14 protein-coding genes are annotated in these 22,711 nt (G+C 55.1%); 8 read left to right on the top strand and 6 right to left on the bottom strand.

The features are described from left to right. Positions 1 to 241: 241 nt before the first annotated feature. Entirely contained in the window at positions 242 to 1,495 is a 1,254-nt protein-coding gene (fabF, locus tag V9K67_RS20945; protein WP_336725885.1) for a beta-ketoacyl-ACP synthase II, read from the bottom strand. A gap of 30 nt (positions 1,496 to 1,525) precedes the next feature. Beyond that, a complete protein-coding gene (locus tag V9K67_RS20950) occupies positions 1,526 to 2,125 on the bottom strand; it encodes a TetR/AcrR family transcriptional regulator (RefSeq protein ID WP_336725887.1) in 600 nt (199 codons plus the stop codon). A gap of 121 nt (positions 2,126 to 2,246) precedes the next feature. Here V9K67_RS20950 and V9K67_RS20955 point away from each other — a divergent pair, with 121 nt between their 5' ends. From V9K67_RS20955 to V9K67_RS20980, 6 genes are all read left to right on the top strand, one after another. Beyond that, positions 2,247 to 3,260, top strand: a complete 1,014-nt coding sequence (locus V9K67_RS20955; protein ID WP_336725889.1) for a hypothetical protein — start codon at positions 2,247 to 2,249, stop codon at positions 3,258 to 3,260. A gap of 185 nt (positions 3,261 to 3,445) precedes the next feature. Then, complete coding sequence (locus V9K67_RS20960) at positions 3,446 to 4,024, top strand: RNA polymerase sigma factor (protein ID WP_336725891.1); 579 nt, start codon at positions 3,446 to 3,448, stop codon at positions 4,022 to 4,024. A gap of 201 nt (positions 4,025 to 4,225) precedes the next feature. Beyond that, positions 4,226 to 5,329 (top strand): FecR family protein, encoded by a 1,104-nt coding sequence (locus V9K67_RS20965; RefSeq protein ID WP_336725894.1) that lies wholly within the window; start codon positions 4,226 to 4,228, stop codon positions 5,327 to 5,329. A 102-nt stretch (positions 5,330 to 5,431) separates the two neighbouring features. Next, positions 5,432 to 8,545, top strand: a complete 3,114-nt coding sequence (locus V9K67_RS20970) for a SusC/RagA family TonB-linked outer membrane protein (RefSeq protein WP_336725896.1) — start codon at positions 5,432 to 5,434, stop codon at positions 8,543 to 8,545. A 19-nt stretch (positions 8,546 to 8,564) separates the two neighbouring features. After that, the gene (locus V9K67_RS20975; protein ID WP_336725897.1) at positions 8,565 to 10,322 is read left to right on the top strand and encodes a RagB/SusD family nutrient uptake outer membrane protein; all 1,758 of its coding nucleotides are present in this window, start codon (positions 8,565 to 8,567) and stop codon (positions 10,320 to 10,322) included. 140 nt (positions 10,323 to 10,462) lie between these two features. After that, on the top strand, positions 10,463 to 12,418 hold the full coding sequence (locus V9K67_RS20980) for a glycoside hydrolase family 97 protein (protein ID WP_336725899.1): 1,956 nt from the start codon (positions 10,463 to 10,465) through the stop codon (positions 12,416 to 12,418). A 76-nt stretch (positions 12,419 to 12,494) separates the two neighbouring features. Here the strand turns inward: V9K67_RS20980 and V9K67_RS20985 are convergent, their stop codons facing one another. The 3 genes from V9K67_RS20985 to V9K67_RS20995 form a co-directional block, all read right to left on the bottom strand. Then, positions 12,495 to 14,903: a PAS domain-containing sensor histidine kinase gene (locus V9K67_RS20985; RefSeq protein ID WP_336725901.1), complete on the bottom strand. Its 2,409-nt coding sequence runs from the start codon at positions 14,901 to 14,903 to the stop codon at positions 12,495 to 12,497. A 153-nt stretch (positions 14,904 to 15,056) separates the two neighbouring features. Next, a complete protein-coding gene (locus V9K67_RS20990; RefSeq protein ID WP_336725903.1) occupies positions 15,057 to 16,247 on the bottom strand; it encodes a glutamate synthase-related protein in 1,191 nt (396 codons plus the stop codon). Between the two features lie 525 nt (positions 16,248 to 16,772). Beyond that, positions 16,773 to 17,828, bottom strand: coding sequence for a glycoside hydrolase family 43 protein (locus tag V9K67_RS20995; protein WP_336725906.1), 1,056 nt, complete (start codon positions 17,826 to 17,828; stop codon positions 16,773 to 16,775). Positions 17,829 to 18,022: 194 nt separating this feature from the next. On the opposite strand from V9K67_RS20995, the gene V9K67_RS21000 reads away from it, so the two are divergent. After that, positions 18,023 to 18,247, top strand: coding sequence for a hypothetical protein (locus tag V9K67_RS21000; protein ID WP_336725907.1), 225 nt, complete (start codon positions 18,023 to 18,025; stop codon positions 18,245 to 18,247). Between the two features lie 190 nt (positions 18,248 to 18,437). Here the strand turns inward: V9K67_RS21000 and V9K67_RS21005 are convergent, their stop codons facing one another. After that, positions 18,438 to 18,764, bottom strand: a complete 327-nt coding sequence (locus V9K67_RS21005) for a DMT family transporter (protein WP_336725908.1) — start codon at positions 18,762 to 18,764, stop codon at positions 18,438 to 18,440. Between the two features lie 571 nt (positions 18,765 to 19,335). On the opposite strand from V9K67_RS21005, the gene V9K67_RS21010 reads away from it, so the two are divergent. Then, positions 19,336 to 22,314, top strand: coding sequence for an SBBP repeat-containing protein (locus V9K67_RS21010; RefSeq protein ID WP_336725909.1), 2,979 nt, complete (start codon positions 19,336 to 19,338; stop codon positions 22,312 to 22,314). Positions 22,315 to 22,711 lie beyond the last annotated feature (397 nt).

A 22,711-nucleotide genomic window follows, 5' to 3' on the forward strand; every position in this document is an offset into this window, starting at 1 on the left:
CTGCTTAGCCTGCCTTTTCCGCTCACCGCCTTCGTGAATGAAGGCGACGACCGCTACAACAGCGGCTACGGCACCGACAAAAAATGGTAGCTTTTAAGTTAAAGGGAAAATGAAAGGTGAACAGGTCCTCCCAGGCGGGAGGACCTTGTATTTTTATGCTCCTGCCGAAAATACCCTCCCCGCGATGAGGCTCACGGGAGCCCGGCGGCATTTCCCATGGTTACCCCGGATAACTTACAGGCTATATCCTGCCGAAAATGGAAGTTGCCGTATGTCCGCCAAAGCCGAAGCTGTTGTTGAGCGCATATCGAATCTCTTTCTTTATAGCCTTTCCCGTAAGAATGTTCAGTTGAGCCGGGATCAAGGGATCCAATTCGCTCGTATTAAGGGTAGGAGGGAGGACGCCTTCATAAACGGACAATACGGATATAATAGACTCTACGGCCCCGGCAGCTCCGAGCATATGACCGGTCATGGACTTCGTAGAACTAATGAACAGATCGGTCGTATCCTCAAAAACGTTTGCAATAGCGTTCATCTCGCTCAGGTCTCCTGCCCCGGTGGAAGTGGCATGCGCATTAATGTACCCGATTGCAGCAGGATGCAGCTGTGCATCTTCCAGTGCCGCCCGGATCCCCAAAACGGCCCCAAGGCCATCGGGGTGCGTGGCCGTCAAATGGTAGGCATCCGCAGCCATGCCGCCTCCCGCCACTTCGGCATAGATCCGGGCACCCCGCCGGAGCGCATGCTCATAGCTTTCCAGGATCAACGCGCCCGCTCCTTCTCCTGCTACAAACCCGTCCCGGGACACATCAAAGGGCCTGGAGGCAGCCTGGGGATCGTCGTTCCTTTTCGACAGCGCCTGCGACGCATTGAACCCGCCGATACTGGCCGGGGTAATGGAGGCTTCGGAACCCCCGGCAATGATCACATCCGCCCTGCCGGAACGGATAAGGTCCAAACCGTTGATGATGGCGGTATTGGAAGAAGCGCAGGCAGATACCGTACAGTAATTGGGGCCATAGAGCTGGTAACGGATGGAAATAGCGCCGGCGGCAATGTCGGTGATAATTTTGGGGATGAAAAAGGGATTAAAGCGGGGCGTCCCGTCGCCCGCGTGGAATTCCCCTAACTGTGACTCGAAGGTGCTGATCCCTCCATAACCCGAAGCCCAGATAACGCCCATCCGGGCCCGTTCCTTATCGGACAGCGTTTCGAATGGAAGCCCTGCATCCGCCACCGCTTCCTGGGCGGCGGCAAGGGCGTATTGGGTGAACAGGTCGTATTTTTTGATATCCTTCCGTTCAATATAGGCTTCCGGGTCAAAACCCTTCACCTCGCAGGCAAATCGCGTCTTAAAATGGGTGGCATCAAACTTCGTGATGGGGGCGGCCCCGGACTTCCCGGCAATAAGGTTTTCCCAAAACTCCGGTACCCGCAGTCCCAAGGGGTTGACGGTCCCCAACCCGGTTACGACGACTCGTTTATTTTTCATACCAATCAGTATTTATTTGTCCAAAAAAATTTATAATCGGCTGATCTCGCTTTTTACATGGCCGAGGATATCGGCAAAAATCGTTTGACTGTCCAGGGATTTCGCCACCAGGATGGCGCCTTCGATCGAGGCCAGGAGATAGGCGGCATACTGCCCGGCATCCAGGCCGGGACCAAACTCCCTGTTTTGAACCCCCTCTTCGAGGATGCGCTGCACCGAATCTTTCCAGGAGGCTAACGCCTGCCTGGCCCGCTCAAAAAGGGCCGGGTTGGTGTCATCAGCCTCTACCAACGCATTTTGAAGAGCGCAACCGCCCTTGGTTTTCATAGTGGGGTAGTAGTCGAGATAAAATTCAATATGGGCGAGGAGCTTTTCTTTAGCGGCCGCTTTCCCGGACACCCGCTGCTGCAGCGCCTGGCGCATGTGCTGGTAGTTGAATTCGAATACTTTTAAGGCAACCTCTTCCTTATCCCTGAAGTTCGCATAAATACTTCCCTTGGTCAGCCCGGAAGCTTTTTCCAAATCACTTAAGGAGGTACCCCAATAGCCCTTTTTATTAAAAACATCACATACCTTCTCCAGGATGTATTGCTCGGTATCCGCGGTAGGTATGTGAGAATTACGGCCCATGGTGCAAATATACATACCGAACGGTATTTAAAAAATAAATTGTCGGGCGGCTTATCCTTTTGGAAGCGCCCGCTATTTTAGCGAACTCATCAGTATTTTCATTCCTTAAACAACTGCCTCCATGAAAAAGAAAATGTTGACAGCAGCCGCACTGGCGGTCTTCTTTGCTGCGTGCAAAAAAAGCGATGCGCCGCTCCGCCCGGACGCTTACGAACCGGTTGCCGCCGCTGCCAAACCGGCCACCCCCCAGGATGCCATTCATTTTACCGCACCCTTTGTTTTTCCCGAAGGCGTGGTGTACGATCCCTTCAATGACCGCTTCCTGGTCAGCTCCATTGCCCAGGGAACCATCGGGGCGGTTACCCGCGAAGGGGTGTACTCGCCTATTATCCAGGATGCGGCCCTGGCTTCCACGGCCGGAATGGAAATCGACAAAGGCGGCAAACGGCTGCTGGTCGCCAATGCCAATGTAGAAGGGACGCTGGCCCAGCTGGCTGTTTACGACCTGAAGTCCGGGAGCCGCATCTTCCTGGCGGACCTGGCGGCCGTAGCCAACGACGGAGCGCCGCACCTGGCCAACGACGTAGCGATCGATCCCCAGGGAAATGCCTACGTTACCGACAGCTATGCAGGGATCATTTACAAAGTGACGCCTTCCGGCAAGGCTTCCATCCTGTTCCAGGATGCGGCTTTTACGCCCCCGCCTGGCGGTTTTGGGCTGAACGGCATCGAATACCACAAGTCCGGTTATTTATTGGTGGGCCACTCGTACACGAACAGTATCCTCAAAATCCAGTCGGACGGCTCTTCCTATACCAAGGTCCAGCTGGAGACGCCCATTTCCGTTCCGGACGGCCTGCTCCTGAGCAAGGACGGCAAGCAACTGCTGGTGGTGAACAACGGGGCCGGCTACACCACCGACAAGGTGCTGACCTTTAACAGCAAGGACAACTGGAAAACCGCAACGGCCACCGGCACGTTTTCCACCACCGATCCCGTCTATCTTTCCACGGTCACCAGCGACGGCAAAACAGGGTATGCGCTGCATTCCTACATCCACCTGCTGATGGGCGGACAGGCCCGGGAGGTCTTCACCCTGCAGCCGCTGCCTTTTAACGACAATCATCCGTTTTAACAAAGCAGCAATCGAGTAGCATGATTTGGAAACATAAAGAAAAAACGATCTGTAACCGGGGCGCTTTGCCTTTAGGTTTCCAAATCATTCTGTAGCCTGAAAACATGGTAGTGTATCTTTGGAAATTAAATCAACCGGTTTTCTTTTCGAAATCACTCCCGAACGTGCCTGGCGCTGTCATAAATATGGATAAGGAATGGATACTGCAGGTGGCCGAAGGCAATGAAGCCGCTTTCCGCCAGCTGTTTGACCATTATTGGGACCACATTTATTCCGTTGCCTTTGCGCTGACAAAATCCTCCCCCTTAGCGGAGGAGATCGTGCAGGACGTATTCCTGAAAATCTGGATCAGGCGGGAGCAACTGCCCGCCATCGATAAATTCGACGGCTACCTGTTTATGGTGGCCCGCAACCATATCTACAACGAGTTGCGCAAAAAAACCGCGGAGCAGCCCTTTGTCGACCACCTGGAGCAGTATTTCCTGGAAACCTCCGCCCTGCCGGAACAGCAACTGCTGCTAAAGGAAACCAAACAACTGATCCTGAAGGCGGTGGCGCAGCTGCCCGCCCAGCAGCGGGCCGTTTACGAGCTCAGCCGTAATGAAGGCCTGGACCACGCCCGGATCGCCGAAAAGCTCGGGATTTCCAAACTCACGGTGAAAAGCCACATGACCAAAGCCTTACAGGCGATCCGGCAATACCTCGAAAAACATACGGACGGCCTTTTATTTTTGCTCTGCATGCTGGGAACCCTTTATCCCTAAAAGAACGTATGTGACCTTCCCGCCTGGGGCCCAGGCCTGCACGCGCCCTTCCTGCCGCTTTTTGAGGACTTTAAAATTTTTTAAAAAAATTCCTGCAGCGACTACTACCTGGTCCTTTTTTATGTGTCTTTATGGGTAGAGGACGGTTAAAGAGGGCGCCGGCAGGGCGATGGACGCCTTCCTACCTTAAGCTGTAAATTTATGAGCAATAAATCTTTTGAGGAGTTGATGAGCGGTTATGTGCAGAACCGGTTGACGGAGGAAGAGCTGGCGCTTTTTTTACACTACCTGCAGCAGGAGGAATACCAGAGCCGATTGAACGACTCCATTGACCAGTTGCTGGCCGACCGGACGATCGCCGGCAAGGCCGATCCAACGAAAGCGGACCGCATTTTTCACAAGATCATGGCGGCAGCAGGGGAAGAAAAAGTGGTGCAACTGCCCGGGCACCGGCGAAAATCCTTCCGTACGGCCCTGGCGGTGGCGGCCTCGCTGATCCTGGTCGTCGGCCTGGGGATCCTGTTCTTCCACCCCAAGCCGGCGGGACCCGTTATTGCCGGCCAAAAGGGCAAAAGGCAACCGGACAGTGCGCTGGCCCTGGTACGCCACGAGGTCAATACAACCGGCAAAGACAAACGACTGCAATTGCCGGACGGCTCCTGGATCGTTCTGGCCGACAAAAGCGAGATCACCTACCGGGAACCGTTTCGCAACAGCCGGGATATTACCCTGACCGGGAAAGCCAACTTCAAAGTGGCAAAAGATAAGGCCCGTCCCTTTACGGTCATCAGCGACCAGGTAGCGACCACGGCCCTGGGTACCGAATTTACCGTTACCGCCTTTGCCCACGAACAACAGATTACCGTGCGGTTGTACGAAGGCAAAGTGGTCATCAGGCCGGTGGAAAAGCAGGATTGGAGAATGAAAAACGATTTTTACCTGTCGCCCGGCCAGGAGTTCGTGTACCGTAATGACGCACCGGCTAAAGTGCGGGCCTTCCGGTCGGGCAACGGGGCCCGGGATGCCTCCGCAGGGGAGAAAAGCTTCCGCGAAGACCCTTCACTGCCGAAAGACATGGAAGGATCCTGGTACATGTTCAACAACGAACCGCTGGAACAGGTTTTTGCCAGCTTATCGGCTTTCTATAACGTAAAAATCCTTTATAAAAAACAGGATGTCCGGAACCTTTATTTTATCGGAAAATACAACAACTCGGATTCCGTAGAAACCATTCTGAAGCGCATTGCCCTTCTGAATGGACTGACGGTCAGCAAAAAAGATTCAGCTTTCATTATCAGCAAATAAAATCAAGCCCGATACATTATAGCGTCCTGCTAACGGGGACGACTCATCAGCAACCAGGATGAGAAAGACTTTTATTGATTACTAAACCCAATTGCATGTCGTATGAAATTTAAGCAAGCCAGATCCAGGGCTACTGTTATCGCCCTGTTTTTACTCACGCAACTCCTTCAGCCCTTTACCTCCCGGGCACAAGTGCACCCCAGCGTCATCCAGGGAATCGTGCATGGCGATAACAACCAGGCCGTTATGGGCGCATCGGTGGTGATTCGCAACAGCAAGACCAACTTCACCTCCGGAACGAAAACGGATACCTCGGGTATGTTCACGGCCCGGGTGCCTGCCGGCGGCCCGTACAGCTTCTCCATTACCAGCGTAGGTTACGAGCCGCAAACGTTGTCGGGCTATAGCTTAAAGCAAGGCGCAACCGTTTCCGTAGATGTCACGATGAAAGCTACGGCTGCCGCCCTGGAGCAGGTGGTGGTGGTAGGCTATGGCACGCAGCGTAAAAAAGATGTGACCGGCGCCGTGGTCTCCGTTTCCGGCGCCAACATCAAAGCGGTGCCGGTGCCCGCCATTTCCAACACCCTGGCCGGAAGGCTTACCGGGGTGATTGCCTCCAACTCCACCGGCGAGCCGGGCTATGACGATGCCAGCATCCTCATTCGCGGCATCAGCACGCTGAATGGCGGCAGCGCCCCCCTGGTGGTGATCGACGGGGTGCCGGACAGGGCCGGCGGGTTTTCACGACTGGACGCCAACGACGTGGAAAGCGTCACCGTGCTGAAAGATGCCTCTGCCGCCATCTATGGCGCACGATCCGCCAATGGCGTGATCCTGGTCACCACCAAGCGGGGCAAGGCCGGCAAGCCCTCCATTAATTACACGCTCAATTACGGCCTGCGCCAGCCCACCCGCCTTCCGGATATGCTGGATGCCGCCACCTATGCCCTGGCCATCAATGAACTGAACGATGCCGCCGGCCAGTCGCATACGTATTCCGAAGAAGATATTCAAAAATTCAGGGACGGCTCCGACCCCCTGGGGCATCCGAACACCAACTGGCTGAAAGAAACCCTCAAACCTGTTTCCGGCCAGTACCAGCACAGCCTTTCCGTAAGCGGCGGATCGGACAAGGTAAAATATTACTTCTCGTTAGGCAACCAATACCAGGACGGCTATTACCGGAAAGGAGCGACCAACTACAAACAATATAACGTACGCTCCAATATTGACGTGCAGGTGACCAACAACCTGAAAATGGCCCTCAACCTGGCCGGCCGGCAGGAAGTGCGCAACTACCCGCACCATGGATCCGAAACCATCTTCCGCTTCATAACGGCCGCAAAGCCGATGGCCCTTGCGTATATCCCCGGTACCGACCTGCCCGCACTGGCCCTGGGCGACGACGTCAACCCCGTAGCCGCGGCTACCGACAGGGCCGGTTACCAGAAAAACCTGTCCATGATCCTGAATGGCGACCTGGGCGCCACCCTGGACCTGCCCTGGATCACGAAAGGCCTTTCCCTGATCGGCGGCGTCTATATGGATTATACAGGGGGCTTTTATAAAAATTTCTACAAGGGCTTTGACCTGTACAAGATCCAGAACAACGATACCGTTCCCCAGCATTACGGGCTGGCTACAGGCGACCTCAGCGAGAATATGAGTCGCTACATGATGCTGACCTCGAACATCCGGCTGAATTACCAGCGCAAGTTCGGCAACCGCCACGACTGGAGCGGCTTTGTGGCCTATGAGCAGGCCACCAGCGATTACGATTATTTATCCGGCTACCGCAGCAACCTGCTGAGCACCCAGATCGACCAGCTGTTTGCCGGCGAAGTGAATTCGCAGCTGACCAACAACGGGACCGCCAGTAAAACCGCCCGCCAAAACTATTTCGGCCGGTTTGGCTACAGCTATGATGACCGCTACCTGCTCCAATTCAACTGGCGTGTGGACGGATCGCAGAACTTTCCCGCCGACAAACGCTTCGGCTTCTTCCCGGGCGTCTCCGGCGGGTGGCGGATCTCCAGGGAAAATTTCATGAACGCGGTGAACTTCATCGACGACCTGAAATTAAGAGGCTCCTGGGGCCTGCTGGGCAATGACAACATTGCCGCCTTCCAGTACATCACCCGCTATGTGCTGGCCAATGGCGGCGTGTTTGGCGGCGAATCGCCCGTCTTGACCCAGGGCCTGTATATCCCGGTAAGCGCCAACCCCAATGTCACCTGGGAAACCGCCCAATCTTCCAACATAGGTTTCGACCTGGCCGTTTTAAAAAGCAAATTAACGCTGGGCGTAGACCTCTATAAAACGGTGCGCAACGATATCCTGATCCCCCGCACGGCAGCCGTACCCGGTTACCTGGGACTCAGCCTGCCCAATGAGAACCAGGGCAAGGTGGAAAGCAAAGGATATGAAATTGCCGCCCACTACCGGGATAATATCAAAAAATTCAAATACAGCGTGGGCCTGAATTTTTCGTACAATACGAACAAAATCCTCAATATCGCCGAACCGGCTTCTGTCTACCCCTGGCAGATGCAAACGGGCAAGCCTATTGGCGCGCCGCTGTACTGGGAAGCTACCGGCATCTACCGCTCGCAGGAAGAGATCGACAAAACCCCGCATCCCGACGGCACCAAACCCGGCGACCTGGTTTTTAGAGATGTGGACGGCGACGGGAAAATTAACGGCAACGACCGGGTACGGCAGGACATTACGAGCGTACCCCGCATCACCTACGGCATCCCGGCAAACCTGTCCTACAAAGGCTGGACGATGGATCTGCTGCTGCAGGGACAGGCAAAGTCGGCACAATACGTTTACTTCCAGTCCGGCACGATCGGGAACTTTACGCAGGAATACTGGGACAATCATTGGACGGCAGCGAATGGGGATGCGTCCGGTCCAAGGCTGTACGACCGGGAAACCATTCCGACCACCAGCTACACCAACACCTTCTTTTACCGGAATTCGGCGTTTGTACGGTTAAAAAGCCTGCAGCTGGCGTATAGCTTCCCCTCCACGCTCCTGAATAAGCTGCCTTTTGCCCACCTGCAGCTGTATGTAAGCGGCTTCAACCTGGTCACCATTGACAAGCTCAAATACCTGGATCCCGAAGCAAAGCCCAACAACCAGAACTATGCAGGCTGGTACACACCGCAAACCCGGGTGTTCAACGCCGGTATCAACGTAAGTTTCAAATAACGCCTTTATGAATTTGTCTATGAAAAAGTATTTTCAACTCTATAGCCTCCTGTTTCTCTCCCTTACTTTAGGACTGATCTCCTGCAAAAAAGACCTCCTCGATCTAAAGCCCCTGGACTCCGTCACCGAGGTGGATGTCTGGAACGACCCGAAACTGGTTCTCAGCTTTGTCAACCGCCGCTACGACCAGGTGGGCTGGGGCTGGTCGGAATCCTGGATGAGTTCGGTCGCGGATGAAACCTACCTCACCTGGAGCCGCGGCTGCGAGCCGATCACCCAGGGCTATGTCAACCCTAACGACCTGGGCCGGATGAACGGCGCCTGGTGGGGTGGCGACAACCGGAGCTGGAGCACCATCTGGGCGAACATCAAGGATTGCAACGTGTTTTTCACCAATATCGACAAAGTGCCCTTTGCCGATGAAGCGTTAAAGAAAAGGTATACCGGCGAAGTAACCTTTATCAGGGCGCTGATGTACCATGACCTTGTTTCCAAATGGGGCGGCATGCCGTTGATCACGCAGGTGTATGACCTGACGAACCTCGAAGCCGGCGCTACGCTGCCGCGGAATACGTACAAAGAATGCGTTGATTTTATTGTATCGGAATGCGATAAAGCCGCGGCGCTGCTGCCGCCTGCTTATACCGGCGCCGACAAAGGACGCGCTACCAGCGTAGCGGCCCTTGCCTTGAAGTCAAGGGTGCTTTTATACGCGGCCAGCCCCCTGATGAATAAGGCGAACGTAAACCCCCTGGTGGGCTATCCCAGCCCGGAAAGCAGCCGCTGGCAGAAAGCGGCGGATGCGGCCAAAGCGGCCATAGACCTGGCGGTTGCCAACGGCTATGCCTTGTACAATAAGTATGGCGATGACGTAAAGACCAACTACATCCAGCTGTTTTTAGACAAAGCCAACCCGGAAGTGATCTTCTCCCGGCAGAACTATGGTTCCCCGAACAACATTCAATACCTCGACCAGTCCAACGGCCCCAACGGCTCCGACCAGTGGGGCGGCAATACGCCGATCCAGGAGTTTGTAGATGCGTTTGAAATGGCGGACGGAAGCAAATTTAGCTGGAGCAACCCGGCACATGCCGCCCGCCCGTTTGCCAACCGTGACAAGCGCTTATACGCCACTGTTTTAAGCGACGGCGACCCCTGGAAAGGAAGAATCATCAACGCACATTTCGACGAGCAGGCGGATGGTTCCCTCAAAGGCGGCAGCGATACCAAAGACGGCGCTATAGGCTCCTGGAACGCCTCTAAAACGGCCTACAACGTGCGCAAGTTTTTGAACGAAGCGTACGTGGTCAACAGCTGGACCTTTACCGGCGCCTCTGCACAAAACTGGATCTGGTTCCGGCTGGGCGAAATCTACCTCAACTATGCGGAAGCCCTCTATAACCTGAACAACGAAACCGGGGCAAAGGCCGCGCTGAACAACATCCGGCGCCGTGCCCGCATGCCCGAGGTTACCGCTAGCGGCACCGCCCTCTGGGAGGCCATTGCCAATGAAAGACGTGTGGAACTCGCATTTGAAGAGCACCGCTATTTCGATGCACGCCGCTGGATGATCGCCGATAACGTGTTGAACAGGCCCGCTACCGGGATCCTGATCATCAAAAAGAAGGACGGCACGATGCACTACAACGCACATACCGGCGATTCCAAAACCCTGGTGGAAAACAGGAAGTTTGTTCCCAACAAAATGGAGTGGCTGCCTGTTCCGCAAAGCGAAATTGATAAGAATCCGAACTTAAAACAGAATCCCGGCTACTAAGAGGCGGGAGCAATAAGTAATCAACTATTGAAAGATAGGGCTGCCTTTACCCGGATAATTCCCTAAAGGCAGCCATTTTTATGGGGCCATGAACTATTTTTAAAAACGTTCGCATTAAAATTTTTAGAAAATAAACAAAGATGAAAGTTATTGCCAAGTTCGTTCTTGCAGGCCTGCTTTACGCCGCATCCGGTATCGTCCCGCTCAATGCCCAGGAAGTGGAAATAGCGGGGCCGGACAAAAAGCTATCCGTTAAGTTCCTGGTGGAAAAAGGAAAACCCTTCTATTCGTTAAGCTATAATGGCAAAACGATCCTGGAAAGATCACCATTAGGCCTGATGACCAATGTTTCCGACCTGTCTTCCGGGTTCAGGCTCCTGCACCAGAAAGACTCCGTTATCGACAAAACGTACCAGGAACGTAAAATCAAAAGATCCCAGGTGCATTATGTCGCTAATGAGAAAATTTTCTCTTTGGAAAATGAACGAAAAGACCGCCTGGATATTATTTTCCGGGTGAGCGATAACGATGTCGCATTCCGCTATTTCCTGCCCCAGCCGAAAGCCACGGCGCACTACATCATCGAAAAAGAACTGAGCGGCTTTAAATTCCCGGCAGCGACAACCACCTTCCTGACACCGCAGGCCACCCCGATGATCGGCTGGGAGCACACCAAACCGAGCTATGAGGAAGAATACGTGCCGGAGGAACCCATCGGAAGGGTGTCACAATACGGTGTAGGCTATACCTTTCCCGGGCTTTTCCACGTAGGCGATCATGGCTGGGCCCTGGTTTCGGAAACAGGCGTCAGCAGCTCCTATTGCGGCTCCAAATTGAGCGAAGCCACCAAAGACGGCCTGTATACCATCGCCTTTCCCGAACCGGGAGAAAATAACGGGATCGGTTCGGCACATCCCGGCCTCGGCCTGCCCGGGGCAACCCCCTGGAGGACCATCACCGTCGGCGACAACCTGAAGCCGATCGTGGAGACCACGATACCTTTTGATGTGGTAGATCCCTTATACCCACCCTCGAAAGCCTATACGTTCGGACGCGCTACCTGGAGCTGGCTGCTGTGGCAGGACAACAGCATCAATTACCAGGATCAGAAAACCTTTGTGGATTTGTCGGCAACGCTGGGCTACGAATTCGTGCTGGTGGACAACTGGTGGGATACCCGGATCGGCCACCAAAAAATAGAAGAGCTGGCAGCCTACGCGCAATCCAAAAAGGTGGGCCTCTGCCTGTGGTATAATTCCAACGGTTACTGGAACGACGCCCCGCAGGGACCGAAGAACAGGATGAATACCTCCATTGCCCGTAAAAAGGAGATGGCATGGATGCGCAGCATCGGCATCAAAGGCATCAAGGTGGATTTCTTCGGTGGCGACAAGCAGGAAACCCTGAAATTGTACGAGGACATCCTCTCGGATGCCAACGAATATGGCCTGGTGGTGATCTTTCATGGCGCCACGCTTCCCAGGGGATGGGAAGTGATGTATCCCAATTTCGTGGGGAGTGAAGCGGTGCTGGCCTCCGAGAACCTGATCTTTACGCAGAAAGCCAATGACAACGAGGCGTTCAATGCCTGCTTGCATCCCTTTATCCGGAATACGGTGGCTTCCATGGATTTTGGGCCGGTCTTGTTAAACAAGCGCCATAACCGCAACAATAACGGGGGAACCACCCGCAAAACAACCGAAGTTTTCCAGTTGGCCACCTCGGTTTTATTCCAGACCCCGGTTCAGAATTTCGGCATAACACCCAACAACCTGCAGGAATATCCCGCGTTTGTCCTGGACTTTATGAAAGCGGTACCGACCACCTGGGAGGAGACCGTCTTCATTGATGGTTACCCGGGGAAATACGTGGTCCTCGCCCGCCGGCACCAGGACAAATGGTATGTGGTCGGCATCAATGCAGGTAAAGAAGCCAAAAAAATAAAATTGCAGCTCCCGATGCTTGCGGAAAAGAAGGTTTCGCTGTATTCCGACAAACCGGACCGCAGCCCGCAACTGGAGCAGGTAAGCATCAGGAAAAACGGGGAGGTTACCGTAACCCTGCAGCCCGACGGGGGAATCCTGTTGGTGCAGTAGCGTCCGGAGTATAAAATAAACTTTGATAACGGGGATACCGGGACAAGGCGACAGGCGTTGCTCCCGGTATCCCTTTTTAGCGATCGGGCTCCAGGCGGTCTGCTAAAGCCGGCACCAGGGGCATTTCCGGAAGTTCGGCAGGTAACAGCACCGTGAAGGCAGCCCCTTCCCCGGGTGCGCCATCCGCCCAGATCTGCCCTCCGTGGTTCAGCACCACTTTTTTACAAAGCGCCAGCCCGATGCCGGTACCCGCATAGGTTTCCCTGCTGTGCAGGCGCTGAAAGAGTTCAAATATCTTTTCGGCCCACTCCTGGTTAAAGCCGATCCCGTTGTCCTTTAAGGTGATCTGGTAGTACGTCCTGCTCTTTTCTTCTGCCGGCGCCCCTTTCCGGGAAGGGGTGCCGGAGGTCGTGCAGGTGATGGTAATAAGGGGCGGCTGGCCGGGTTTCGTAAATTTCAGGGCATTTCCGATCAGGTTATAAAACAGCTGGTGCATCTGGTGCGGCACGGCCCGTATGGTAGGCAATGGATCGAAAACGATCCGGGCGTTGGTTTCGTGGATCAGCAGTTCCAGGTCTACCTGCACCGCCGCCAGCACCTCGTTCAGGTCGGTCGGCACGAACGCCTCCTCCTTATCCAGGCTGGCAAAGTCCAGCACTTCCCGGAGCGCCCGGCTCATGCGGTGGGCACTGGCCAGGATCTTATCGAGGTGGTTGCCGGAGGCAGGGGAAAGCCGGTTATCGGCGTCGGCCTTCATCTTGTCGCTGAACAGCAGGATCTTCCGCAACGGTTCCTGCAGGTCGTGGTGGGAAATATGGGCGAACTGCTGGAGTTCTTTATTGCGTCTTTCCAGCTCTTCGGTCCGCTCGCCTACCCGTTGTTCCAAAAATTCTTCCGCGGCTTTCTGGTCCTCGATATTGGTGGAGGTGCCGAACCATTTTAAAATAGCGCCCTGTTCGTTCTTCAGGGGTATGGCCCGGGTGAGGAACCAGCGGTACAGGCCATCCTTGCCCCGCAGGCGGTGCTCGATGGAGTAGTGGTCGTTCATGCCGGCCAGCGCCTCGTTCCAGGTCTTCCACGTGGTGGCGGCATCATCGGGATGCACCATGGCCGTCCACAGGTTGCCCGTGAGCTGCCGCATGGACAGTCCCGTATAATCGAGGCACCCCTGGTTAAAGAAGTCGGCGTACCCGTCGGGCCGTGTGGACCACGCCAGGTGCGGCATAACGTCCATGACGAACTGCAACTCGCGGTGGCTTTCTTCCACCTGCAGGTTCGCCACCACCAGGCTGGTGACTTCGGTAGCCACCACCATCACCCCCGATATGGTGCCATCCCCCTGCCGGAAGGCTTCGTACACCAGGTTCACGTAAACCGTTTCCGTGCCTCCGTTCCGCGGCAGGGTCACGGGCCGGGCAAAGGCGGCAAAGGTGTTGCCGGTAGTAAACACTTCGGTCAGCAGTTCTTCATATCCCTGGTTGCGGGCTTCCGGCAACCCGTCGAAGATGGAGCGGTGCAGCAGTTCTTCCGGCCCCCGGCCCCAGAGCTCGTACAGGCGGGCGTTGGCCAGTTCCACCGTAAACGAAGGCCCTTTCAGGATGCCCATGGCCACGGGAGCCTGAAGGATCACGTTGCGCAGGTTGTTTTCGCTTTGCAGCAGGGCTTCTTCCGCTTTTTTTCGCTCGGTGATATCGGTAAAAAGAATGCCTACTTTGTGGTTGCCCTCGCCTTCGATCCGGAACGCATGCACGTCAAACCAGCGGCCCAGGGCTTCCGCCTGGTCTACGAAGCGATGGGGATTGCCGGTCCGGGCCACATTTCCGTACCGCTCTACCCAGAAGGGCTCCAGGCCGGGGATCAGTTCGCTTGCTTTTTTCCCCACGGGTTCCTTCAGGCCGGTTTGCTGTTCAAACACGCCGTTGGCCTCCAGCCAGCGAAAATCCACCGGCCGGCCGCCCTCGTCGAAAAGAATTTCAATCAGGCAGAAGCCCTGGTCCATGGAAGCAAACAACCCCCGGCAGGTGGCTTCCTGCGCTTCCAGTTGCCGGTTCATCCTTTGTTCCGCCTCCCGCAGCCGTATGGTCTCGGTCACATCTTCCACGGTATGGATAATGTATTGCACGTGCCCGGCTTCATCGAGCACGGGAGAGTTCAGCGGCCGCCATACCCGCAGCTCGAACTGCCCGGAGACGGGATTCATAATGTCGTAACGCTGGTCGGCCATGCGGTGCGGCGCTTTCTGCTCCAGCACGAACTGGAGGGACTTCCGGAGGTTTTTTACCCCTGTAGCCTGCGGGTTATCGGGATCATCGGTGTTCGTTTCAAAAAGGCCGCGGCCAATGGCCCATTCTCGTTTCAGGAAGGTGGCTTCCAGGTACGCATCGCTGGCACCGGCAATGGTAAACCGGGGCGGGTCCGGAAGCAGGACCAGGTGCGCCCCGGGAAGCGCATTGACTACAGGCAAGGCATCAAGGGATGGAGGCACAACTTTGGCGTTTTACGGACAATAAGGTAAGAAAAATTACTTAGAACCGCAAATCAAAAGTGCCCCGCCCGGTCAGCCCCAGCTCTTGAAAACTTCTTTGTAATCCGCTGATAACGTGCTTGTTAAAAAATATCGGCGCACCGCATACCGCCCTTAGTTCAAGACCGGGAAAAGATGGTTGCTTACAGCATCGCCCCTGTAGGGAAAATAGATCTGTTCCAACGTTTTCGTCACTCCTTCCTGGTCCCGGTGGTAGAACCGGGAGGGGCAGATTTCTTCCAGGCTCCCGAACCCGCAGGCAGCCATCAGCGCCGTGGCCTCCGCCAGGGCGCGCGCCGGGGTACAGCCCGGCGTTTCCCTGATCGCGGCCTTACTGTAACAGGCAACAGCCCCCAGCGACAGCACTTTTAGGAGATCGAAACCCGTAAGGATTGATCCGGAAGCCAGGAGCTTTACCTGGCCGGACAGGCGGTAAGCGGAAAGGGACTGGCTGGCAAATGCCAGGGCCCTGTATAAAGGCATGGCCCTTTGGCCACAGAATTCCGGGGGAAGGGCCTCAGGTCCGTTTTCCGTGCCTTCAATAGTGATAAAGTCCGGGTAAAAACCGGTTGCGGCCATCGCCTGGCAGAGCGCCACAAAGCTGCCCTGGTCCCGGATGCACACATTCAGGCCCACGGGTTTTCCTTCACTGAGCTCCTGCAGCAGCTGCACAAACCCCAGCAGGCCTTCCGCCGTGTCGAATTTCGGAAAAGAGGGCGGGGAAGGATGGGACGATGCAGCTGTTTCCAGCCCCTCGTAGCCGGACATGCACATCCAGGCGCCGGGCAGGGCCTCCGGCAGCTTCAGCTCGATCATTTTTACTTCGGGGCGGAGGGCGGCCTTCCGGAAAGCCGGGGGGTCAAAGCTTCCTTCGGGAGCAGAACCGTCCAGAAACCCGGGGTCGATCTGCCAGACGGGGCCATCCCCGCTCAGGCTGCCTTCGGCCGGGGTACGTACATTGAAAATGCTGCAGTGATACGGTTTCAGGCAACGGGTACCGCCGATCCAAACCCGCAGTTCCTGCTCCTGCGGGGGCAGGGCGCATCCTGCCGGCGGGGGCGCCGCCCGCCGCACCGGCTGGAACAGCCAGCGAAAATGGCCCAGGAGCGGGTAGTGGCGCCAGCGGGCGTATTTTTTCTGCACCACGTCCCCAAGGGCCAGCAGTAAGAGGGGGAGGGTGATCCACAGGGCATAATACCAGCGCCCGTTTTGCGTATAAGCGGTTTCAAGAATGGTACCGTTCAGCAATAAAAGAAACGCGATCGTCCATCCTGCCACAGAAACCTGTTGTTGATTCGTTTCCATGTTCTTGTCATTAAAAGGAAGGAAAGGAGGGGAGGCCGCAGGCCATGCACCATTACAGGGGCCGGCGGGGCCTCATTGTTTTCAGGAAAAATGCGGCGCATCACAAAGGCATTGCCCCTTATTCCGATCCTGCTCCATACGGAGAAAACAACAGTAGGCTGTCGGAGGAAAACCTCAATAGACGTTCACCTGTCGTTCCTTCATACAGAAAGGAGGAACCGGGTGCAGCTTACAAACACGGAAGGTCCGGTGATCAGCCGCAGGCAGGGGCATGGAAGTCCTTATAGGAAGAAAAATAGTACAGCCCCGGGGAGAAGGGGTGGAATTCGGTGAAGGAACAGGTATAGCAGTCCCGCATATCGACTATGGTGATATAAGGGGAAGGTAAAGGGTTTCTATCGTGCAACATACCTGTCATGCCTTTCAAATCTAAGGAACATTCCGCACAATACAAAGTCCGGCGCCGGCACCTTTGCCTTGTACAGTAACCTGAAATAAAAATCCCCTCCGGCAGGAGGGGACTATTTACTTTGCTTTTTTTGCTTTTTTTGACGCCATCTCGTTATCGTCCAGGTCCTGGCCAAAGTAAGGCATCCCCTCCTTCGTCCAACTGAATACCCGGGCTCGGGTATGGCGGTTGGGATCGTACAAGGGCTCGCCCTTTATGTCCTTATAGTCGCGGGCATGATAGATCATCACGTCGGTTTTGCCATCCTCCGCCACGGTAAAGCTGTTGTGCCCCGGGCCAAAACGTTTCAGCGCTTCATTGGTAAAGAAAACCGGCTCGGGCAGTTTATGCCAGGAGGAGGGATCCAGCAGGTCGGCACCTTCCTCCGCCCAGAGTAGACCAATGCAGTAGTTGGCATCGGTAGCACTGGCTGAAAAGGTCACGAATACCTTCCCGTTGCGGATAAGCACCGCCGGCGCCTCGTTCACGTTATGCCCCTTCCGCTCCCAGGCATATTCAGGCTGGGAAATGACCACCTGCCGGTCATCGAGGGTAGTCGGGCTGGTCATCCGGGCAATGTACAATCCGGTGTTCGTTTCCCTGGCGGACGCCCGGTCCACCCATACCAGGTAAGGCTGGCCTTTATGGACAAAGGTGGTGGCATCGAGGGTGAACTCATTCCTTTTGCTCACCAGTTCCCCTTCCTCTTTCCATTCGCCCTTGGTGGGGTCTTCCGAGGCGTTTGATAATACATACTTTCGGATCTTCCACTTATCCTCCGCCGAACCGGCGGCAAAATAGATGTACCATTTCCCTTCTATGCGGTGTAGTTCAGGAGCCCAGACGTGGTTGCCCATGGGGCCTTTATCGTGCTTGCGCCATACCACTACCGGTTCCGCTTCTTTGATGCCATTGATGGTCTTTGACTTCCGCAGCTCGATGCGGTCGTACTCAGGCACCGTGGCGATAAAGTAATACGTGCCATCGGCCGCTTTCCATACATGCGGATCGGCCCGTTGCGCCGCAATAGGATTGCTGAACTGGTGGGGCTTTAACGTTTGTGCGTGGGTTGCCGGTCCGCCGATCAGGAGCGTTACCGCAAGGATAAGTTGTAAGGGTTTGAGGAAGCTCATATTGTTGGGAGACTGAAGGGCAAAGGTGAAAAAACGGCTTTATATCTTTTCAATGAATCCTTCCATTCTTTCAGCAAAACGTATCAGGCGGGCGGATAGGCTCCTCCGGGCCATACAACAGGCGTCGGGGCAGAGGAGCGGTTAAAAAATGTTAAAAAAACTTTAAGCCGCTGTGGTTGAAATGCTCCTGCCGGTTGTCTTACTCTTATACGATCAGGTATACCGGGTGGAATGAAGTGGTGCGCGCCTTCGTCATGAACGATGCCGCGCACGAAAACCCTCTTTCCATCCGGGAGTACCCGGTGTCCATAGACCCGCAATACGCCAACCCGGAAGGGCTGGACTTTACCATTCCCGCCGCCAATGCCCTGCGGAACCTGGCCGGCGGAGCGGCCATAGGCGACCCCCGCTGGTGGTAACCTGCTCCGCTGCCGAATGGAGGGTATGATTGAATTTGAAGAACGATTGACCATAAAAGGCGACCATAAGCATGGTCGCCTTTATCTATTTTATAACCCTGATTTTTCAGTTGAGCCAGGGGGCCGCCTGCTCCTTAACGCCTCATATCAACTTTATTTCCCCATTTGCTTCAATAGCCCAACCGGGGACCTAATGCGAAACGGCTTTCAATCCCACCACGGAGCCAATGAGGGTGGTCAGGAAAAACAGGCGCCAGAAGGTTGCCGGCTCCTTAAAGACCAGGATGCCGACCAGCAGGGTCCCGGCAGCTCCGATACCCGTCCAAACGGCATAGGCCGTTCCAATGGGCAGGGACTGGGCGGCTTTAATGAGCAACAGCATGCTGATACTCAAAGAAAGGACAAAGCCGGCGTACCAAAAGTAAACTTCGGTTCCTGTGGCGGCTTTTGCTTTTTCAAGGCAGGCCGCAAAGGCCACTTCGAATAACCCGGCGATGATAAGGATCATCCAATTCATAAAATGTATTCTTTACTGTTCGATGTAAATGCCCTGGACGGGCAGTATAAGCAGGCTTTTTCACTGCCCCCATGATACACGTATGCAGGCAGGTGCGCTCCTTAGCGGAAGCAAAAGAGTAAAACCGGTAAAATCCCGGAATGATCAGGACAGCGCTTGCGCAGGATAAGCCTTGTAACTGGAGAAGAAATACAGCTTGTAACAGAAGGGGGAGAACTCCGTAAAAGAACAGGTATAGCTATCCCTCATGTCAAGCACTACGTGCCTGGCAGGAAAAGAAGAACATTTGGAAAAAATCATACCTGTCATAGGGCAAAAATAATAAAACGCAATGAACATCAATACGTTATTGGGTAACACCCGGGACTTCGCCGCCAAAGGTTTTTATGGCCCCGACCTTACGTTATAATTTTTTAATGTATATTAGCCATTATAAACGAAGCAACTGCGCAGCCTGCTTTGAATTCCCCAACCCTGTAAATAGCAATCTTTCACCTTACGCCAAAACAGCCTTTCGTATCTGTTGACAGGAAAACGCTCACCCCTTTTATTCATTTAAAAAAGTAAGGTTATGAGAACAACACTGCTTTTCCGGAAGGTCCTGCTTTTTATCTTTCTTTTCCCGCTCCCTGTTTTTTGCCTTGCCCAGGCAAGCCGCGAATGGGTCAAAAGGCACAATGGCACCAGCAGCTTTTCCAGCGATAATGCCCATGCGGTAGCCGTGGACGCCTCCGGTAATGTGTATGTCACCGGGGGCATCGAAAACAGTGAAACCGGTTCCGACTACACCACCATCAAACACGACAAAGACGGGAACATCCTGTGGAAAGCTAAATACAACGGATCGGACAGCGCCAATGACGTTGCGGCTGCCATTGCGGTGGACGCCTCCGGCAATGTATACGTCACCGGGTATAGCAAGGGCAGTGCCACCGGTTATGACTATGCCACGATAAAGTACGGCAGCGATGGCAGCCAGAAATGGCTTGCCCGGTATAGCGGTCCCGGCAACTTCCCCGATGAGGCCAACGCCATAGCGGTAGACGCCGCCGGCAATGTGTATGTAGCGGGCTTCAGCACGGCCGGCGCAACGAATAAAGACTATGTCGCCATCAAGTACAATGCTGCGGGGGCGCAGCTATGGGTAAAAAAGTACAACGGCCCGGGCAATTTAGCCGATGAAGTAACGGCCCTGGCCGTCGACGCTTCCGGCAATGTATACGTCACCGGGTACAGCAAGGGCAGCGCCGCCACCGATTATGACTATGCCACCATAAAATACACGGCTGCCGGCGTGCAGCAGTGGCTGGCACGCTACAACGGACCGGCAAATAAACCGGACTATGCCAACGCCCTCCGCGTGGATGCTTCCGGCAACGTGTACGTAACCGGCTATAGCGCGGGCAGCACCTCGGGCGGCGACTATGCCACCGTCAAGTACACTGCCGCCGGCGTGCAGCAGTGGGCGGCCCGCTACAACGGCCCGGCAAATATCTCGGACGAAGCCATCGACCTGGCCGCGGACGCCGCGGGCAATGTATATGTCACCGGGTACAGCAAGGGCGCCAATTATACCGCCGAATACGCCACCATCAAGTACAATGCGGCCGGCGTGCAGCAATGGGCCGCAAAGTACAACAGCAGCAGTCTCGGCTTTAGCTTCAATATGCCTTCGGCCCTGTCCATGGACGCCTCGGGCAATGTATACGTAACCGGGTTGAGCGCAGTGGATGATTACTTATATTCCGGGGACTTTGCTACCGTAAAGTATAACAATGCGGGGGTGCAGCAGTGGGTGAAACGATATAACGGCCCCGGCAATTGGTATGATGCGGCCGATGCCCTGGCGGTGGACGGCAATGGCAATGTGTATGTTGCGGGAGATAGCTGGGGAACGGGGACGGGAAATGACTACGCCACCCTGAAGTACAATGCCGCGGGAACGCAGCTATGGGCAAAGCGGGAAAGCGGCACCGGTAACGGAAAGGAAAATGCCGCCGCCATAGCGGGGGATGCTTCCGGCAACGTGTGGGTGACGGGGTCGGGCAGCCTTAAAAATGACAAGTACAATGAGCCCGCAGCGGACTACCTCACCATCTGGTATAATGCAGATGGAAGCCGGAAATGGGAAAAAAGATACAATGGCCCGGCGGATGACGATGACCAGGCAACGGCGCTGGCCGCAGACGCCTCCGGCAATGTGTATGTAACCGGGTTGAGCTATGGCAGTGCCACCGGCTATGACTACGCCACCATCAAGTACGGCAATGATGGCAGCCAGAAATGGGCCACCCGGTATAGCGGTTCCGGCAATTTCCCCGATGAGGCCAATGCCATAGCGGTAGACGCCGCCGGCAATGTGTATGTTACCGGCTCCAGCGAGAGCAGTGCCACCGGTAAGGACTTTGCCACCATCAAGTACAATGCGGCAGGGGTACAGCAATGGGTGAAAAAGTACAACGGTTCCGCGAATCTACCCGACGAGGCAAGTGCGCTGGCCGTGGACGCCTCCGGCAACGTGTATGTTACCGGGTACAGCAAGGGCAGTGCCTCTGATTCCGACTATGTCACGATAAAATACAATGCCGCAGGCGTGCAGCAGTGGCTGGCCCGCTATAACGGCCCGGGAAATAAACTGGATTTTGCCCATGCCCTCCGGGTGGATGCTTCCGGCAACGTGTATGTAACCGGATTCAGCCAGGGCAGCACCTCGGGCGGCGACTATGCCACCATTAAGTACAACGCTGCCGGCGTACAGCAGTGGGTCGCCCGCTACAACGGCCCGGGAAATAAAGCAGATGAGGCGAATGCCCTCCGGGTGGACGCTTCGGGCAATGTATATGTCACCGGGTTGAGCCAGGGCAGCACCTCGGGCGGCGACTATGCCACCATCAAGTACAATGCGGCAGGTGTGCAGCAGTGGGCCGCCCGCTACAACGGTCCGAAAAACCTGTCCGACGGGGCAACCGACCTGGCCCTGGACGCTTCGGGCAATGTGTATGTAACCGGCTTTAGCCAGGGTAGCGGCATGGATAATGACTATGCCACGATCAAGTACACGGCAGCAGGCGTGCAGCAATGGGTGGACCGGTACAACAGTCGCGGTAACGGGGAAGACGGCGCCGTTGCCCTTGCCCTGGACGCAAAAGGCAATGTGTATGTTACCGGGGTGAGCGAGGGCCCTGGAACCGGCGAAGATTATCTTACCATAAAGTATGCTCCCTTCGCTTCCTCCATTACCAGCCTGGACAACAAAGCCGGGGCGTCCGAACCGATGGCCGGCTTCCGCGTCGCTCATTATCCGAACCCGGTTATCGCCACCGCCCGCCTGCACTACGAGCTTCCCGCCGACGGCCAGCTTTCCATTAAGCTATACGATCTGCAGGGCAGGGAAGTGGCTTCCTGGATCAGTGCTTCCGCAAAGGCGGGCACCTACACCACCGGCGTTGACGTCTCGGGCCTTCAGAAAGGAAGTTATTATTACCGGGTCGTATTGAAAACCCAAAGCAAAGTTTGGGTGCAGACCCAAAAAATAACGGTGATCCGGTAAACGGCTGTCCTTCCCGGCCACAATCATAGGCCAGGTAACAACCTGTAGAGCTGTCATTCCGAACGTAGTGAGGAATCCCCACGGGGCATGAAAAGCCTATTGCAGAAACAGGAAAGCCCTCCTTCGAATACAAACATTCCTTCGTTTCCGAGGGGATTCCTCCCCCGCTGAGGCGGGGCAGGATCTGCGTTCGGAATAACAGCTCTACAGGTTGTCTCCTGGTTTATAATGGACGATGCCGGGCACCATAAAGAAGCCATTTAAGGTTCTCTGTATATAGATAAAGAAGTATGTAAAGGGCTGAAAGGACCTGAGGAGGAGAGGAAAAGGGGAAATGGCTGAAAGAAAAAAATTAACGTTTTGTTTTTCGTATCGTTTTTCTTTGCTTCTTTGCACT

The organism is Huijunlia imazamoxiresistens (genome assembly GCF_037132455.1).
Classification (GTDB): Bacteria; Bacteroidota; Bacteroidia; order Chitinophagales; family Chitinophagaceae; genus Flavisolibacter; species Flavisolibacter imazamoxiresistens.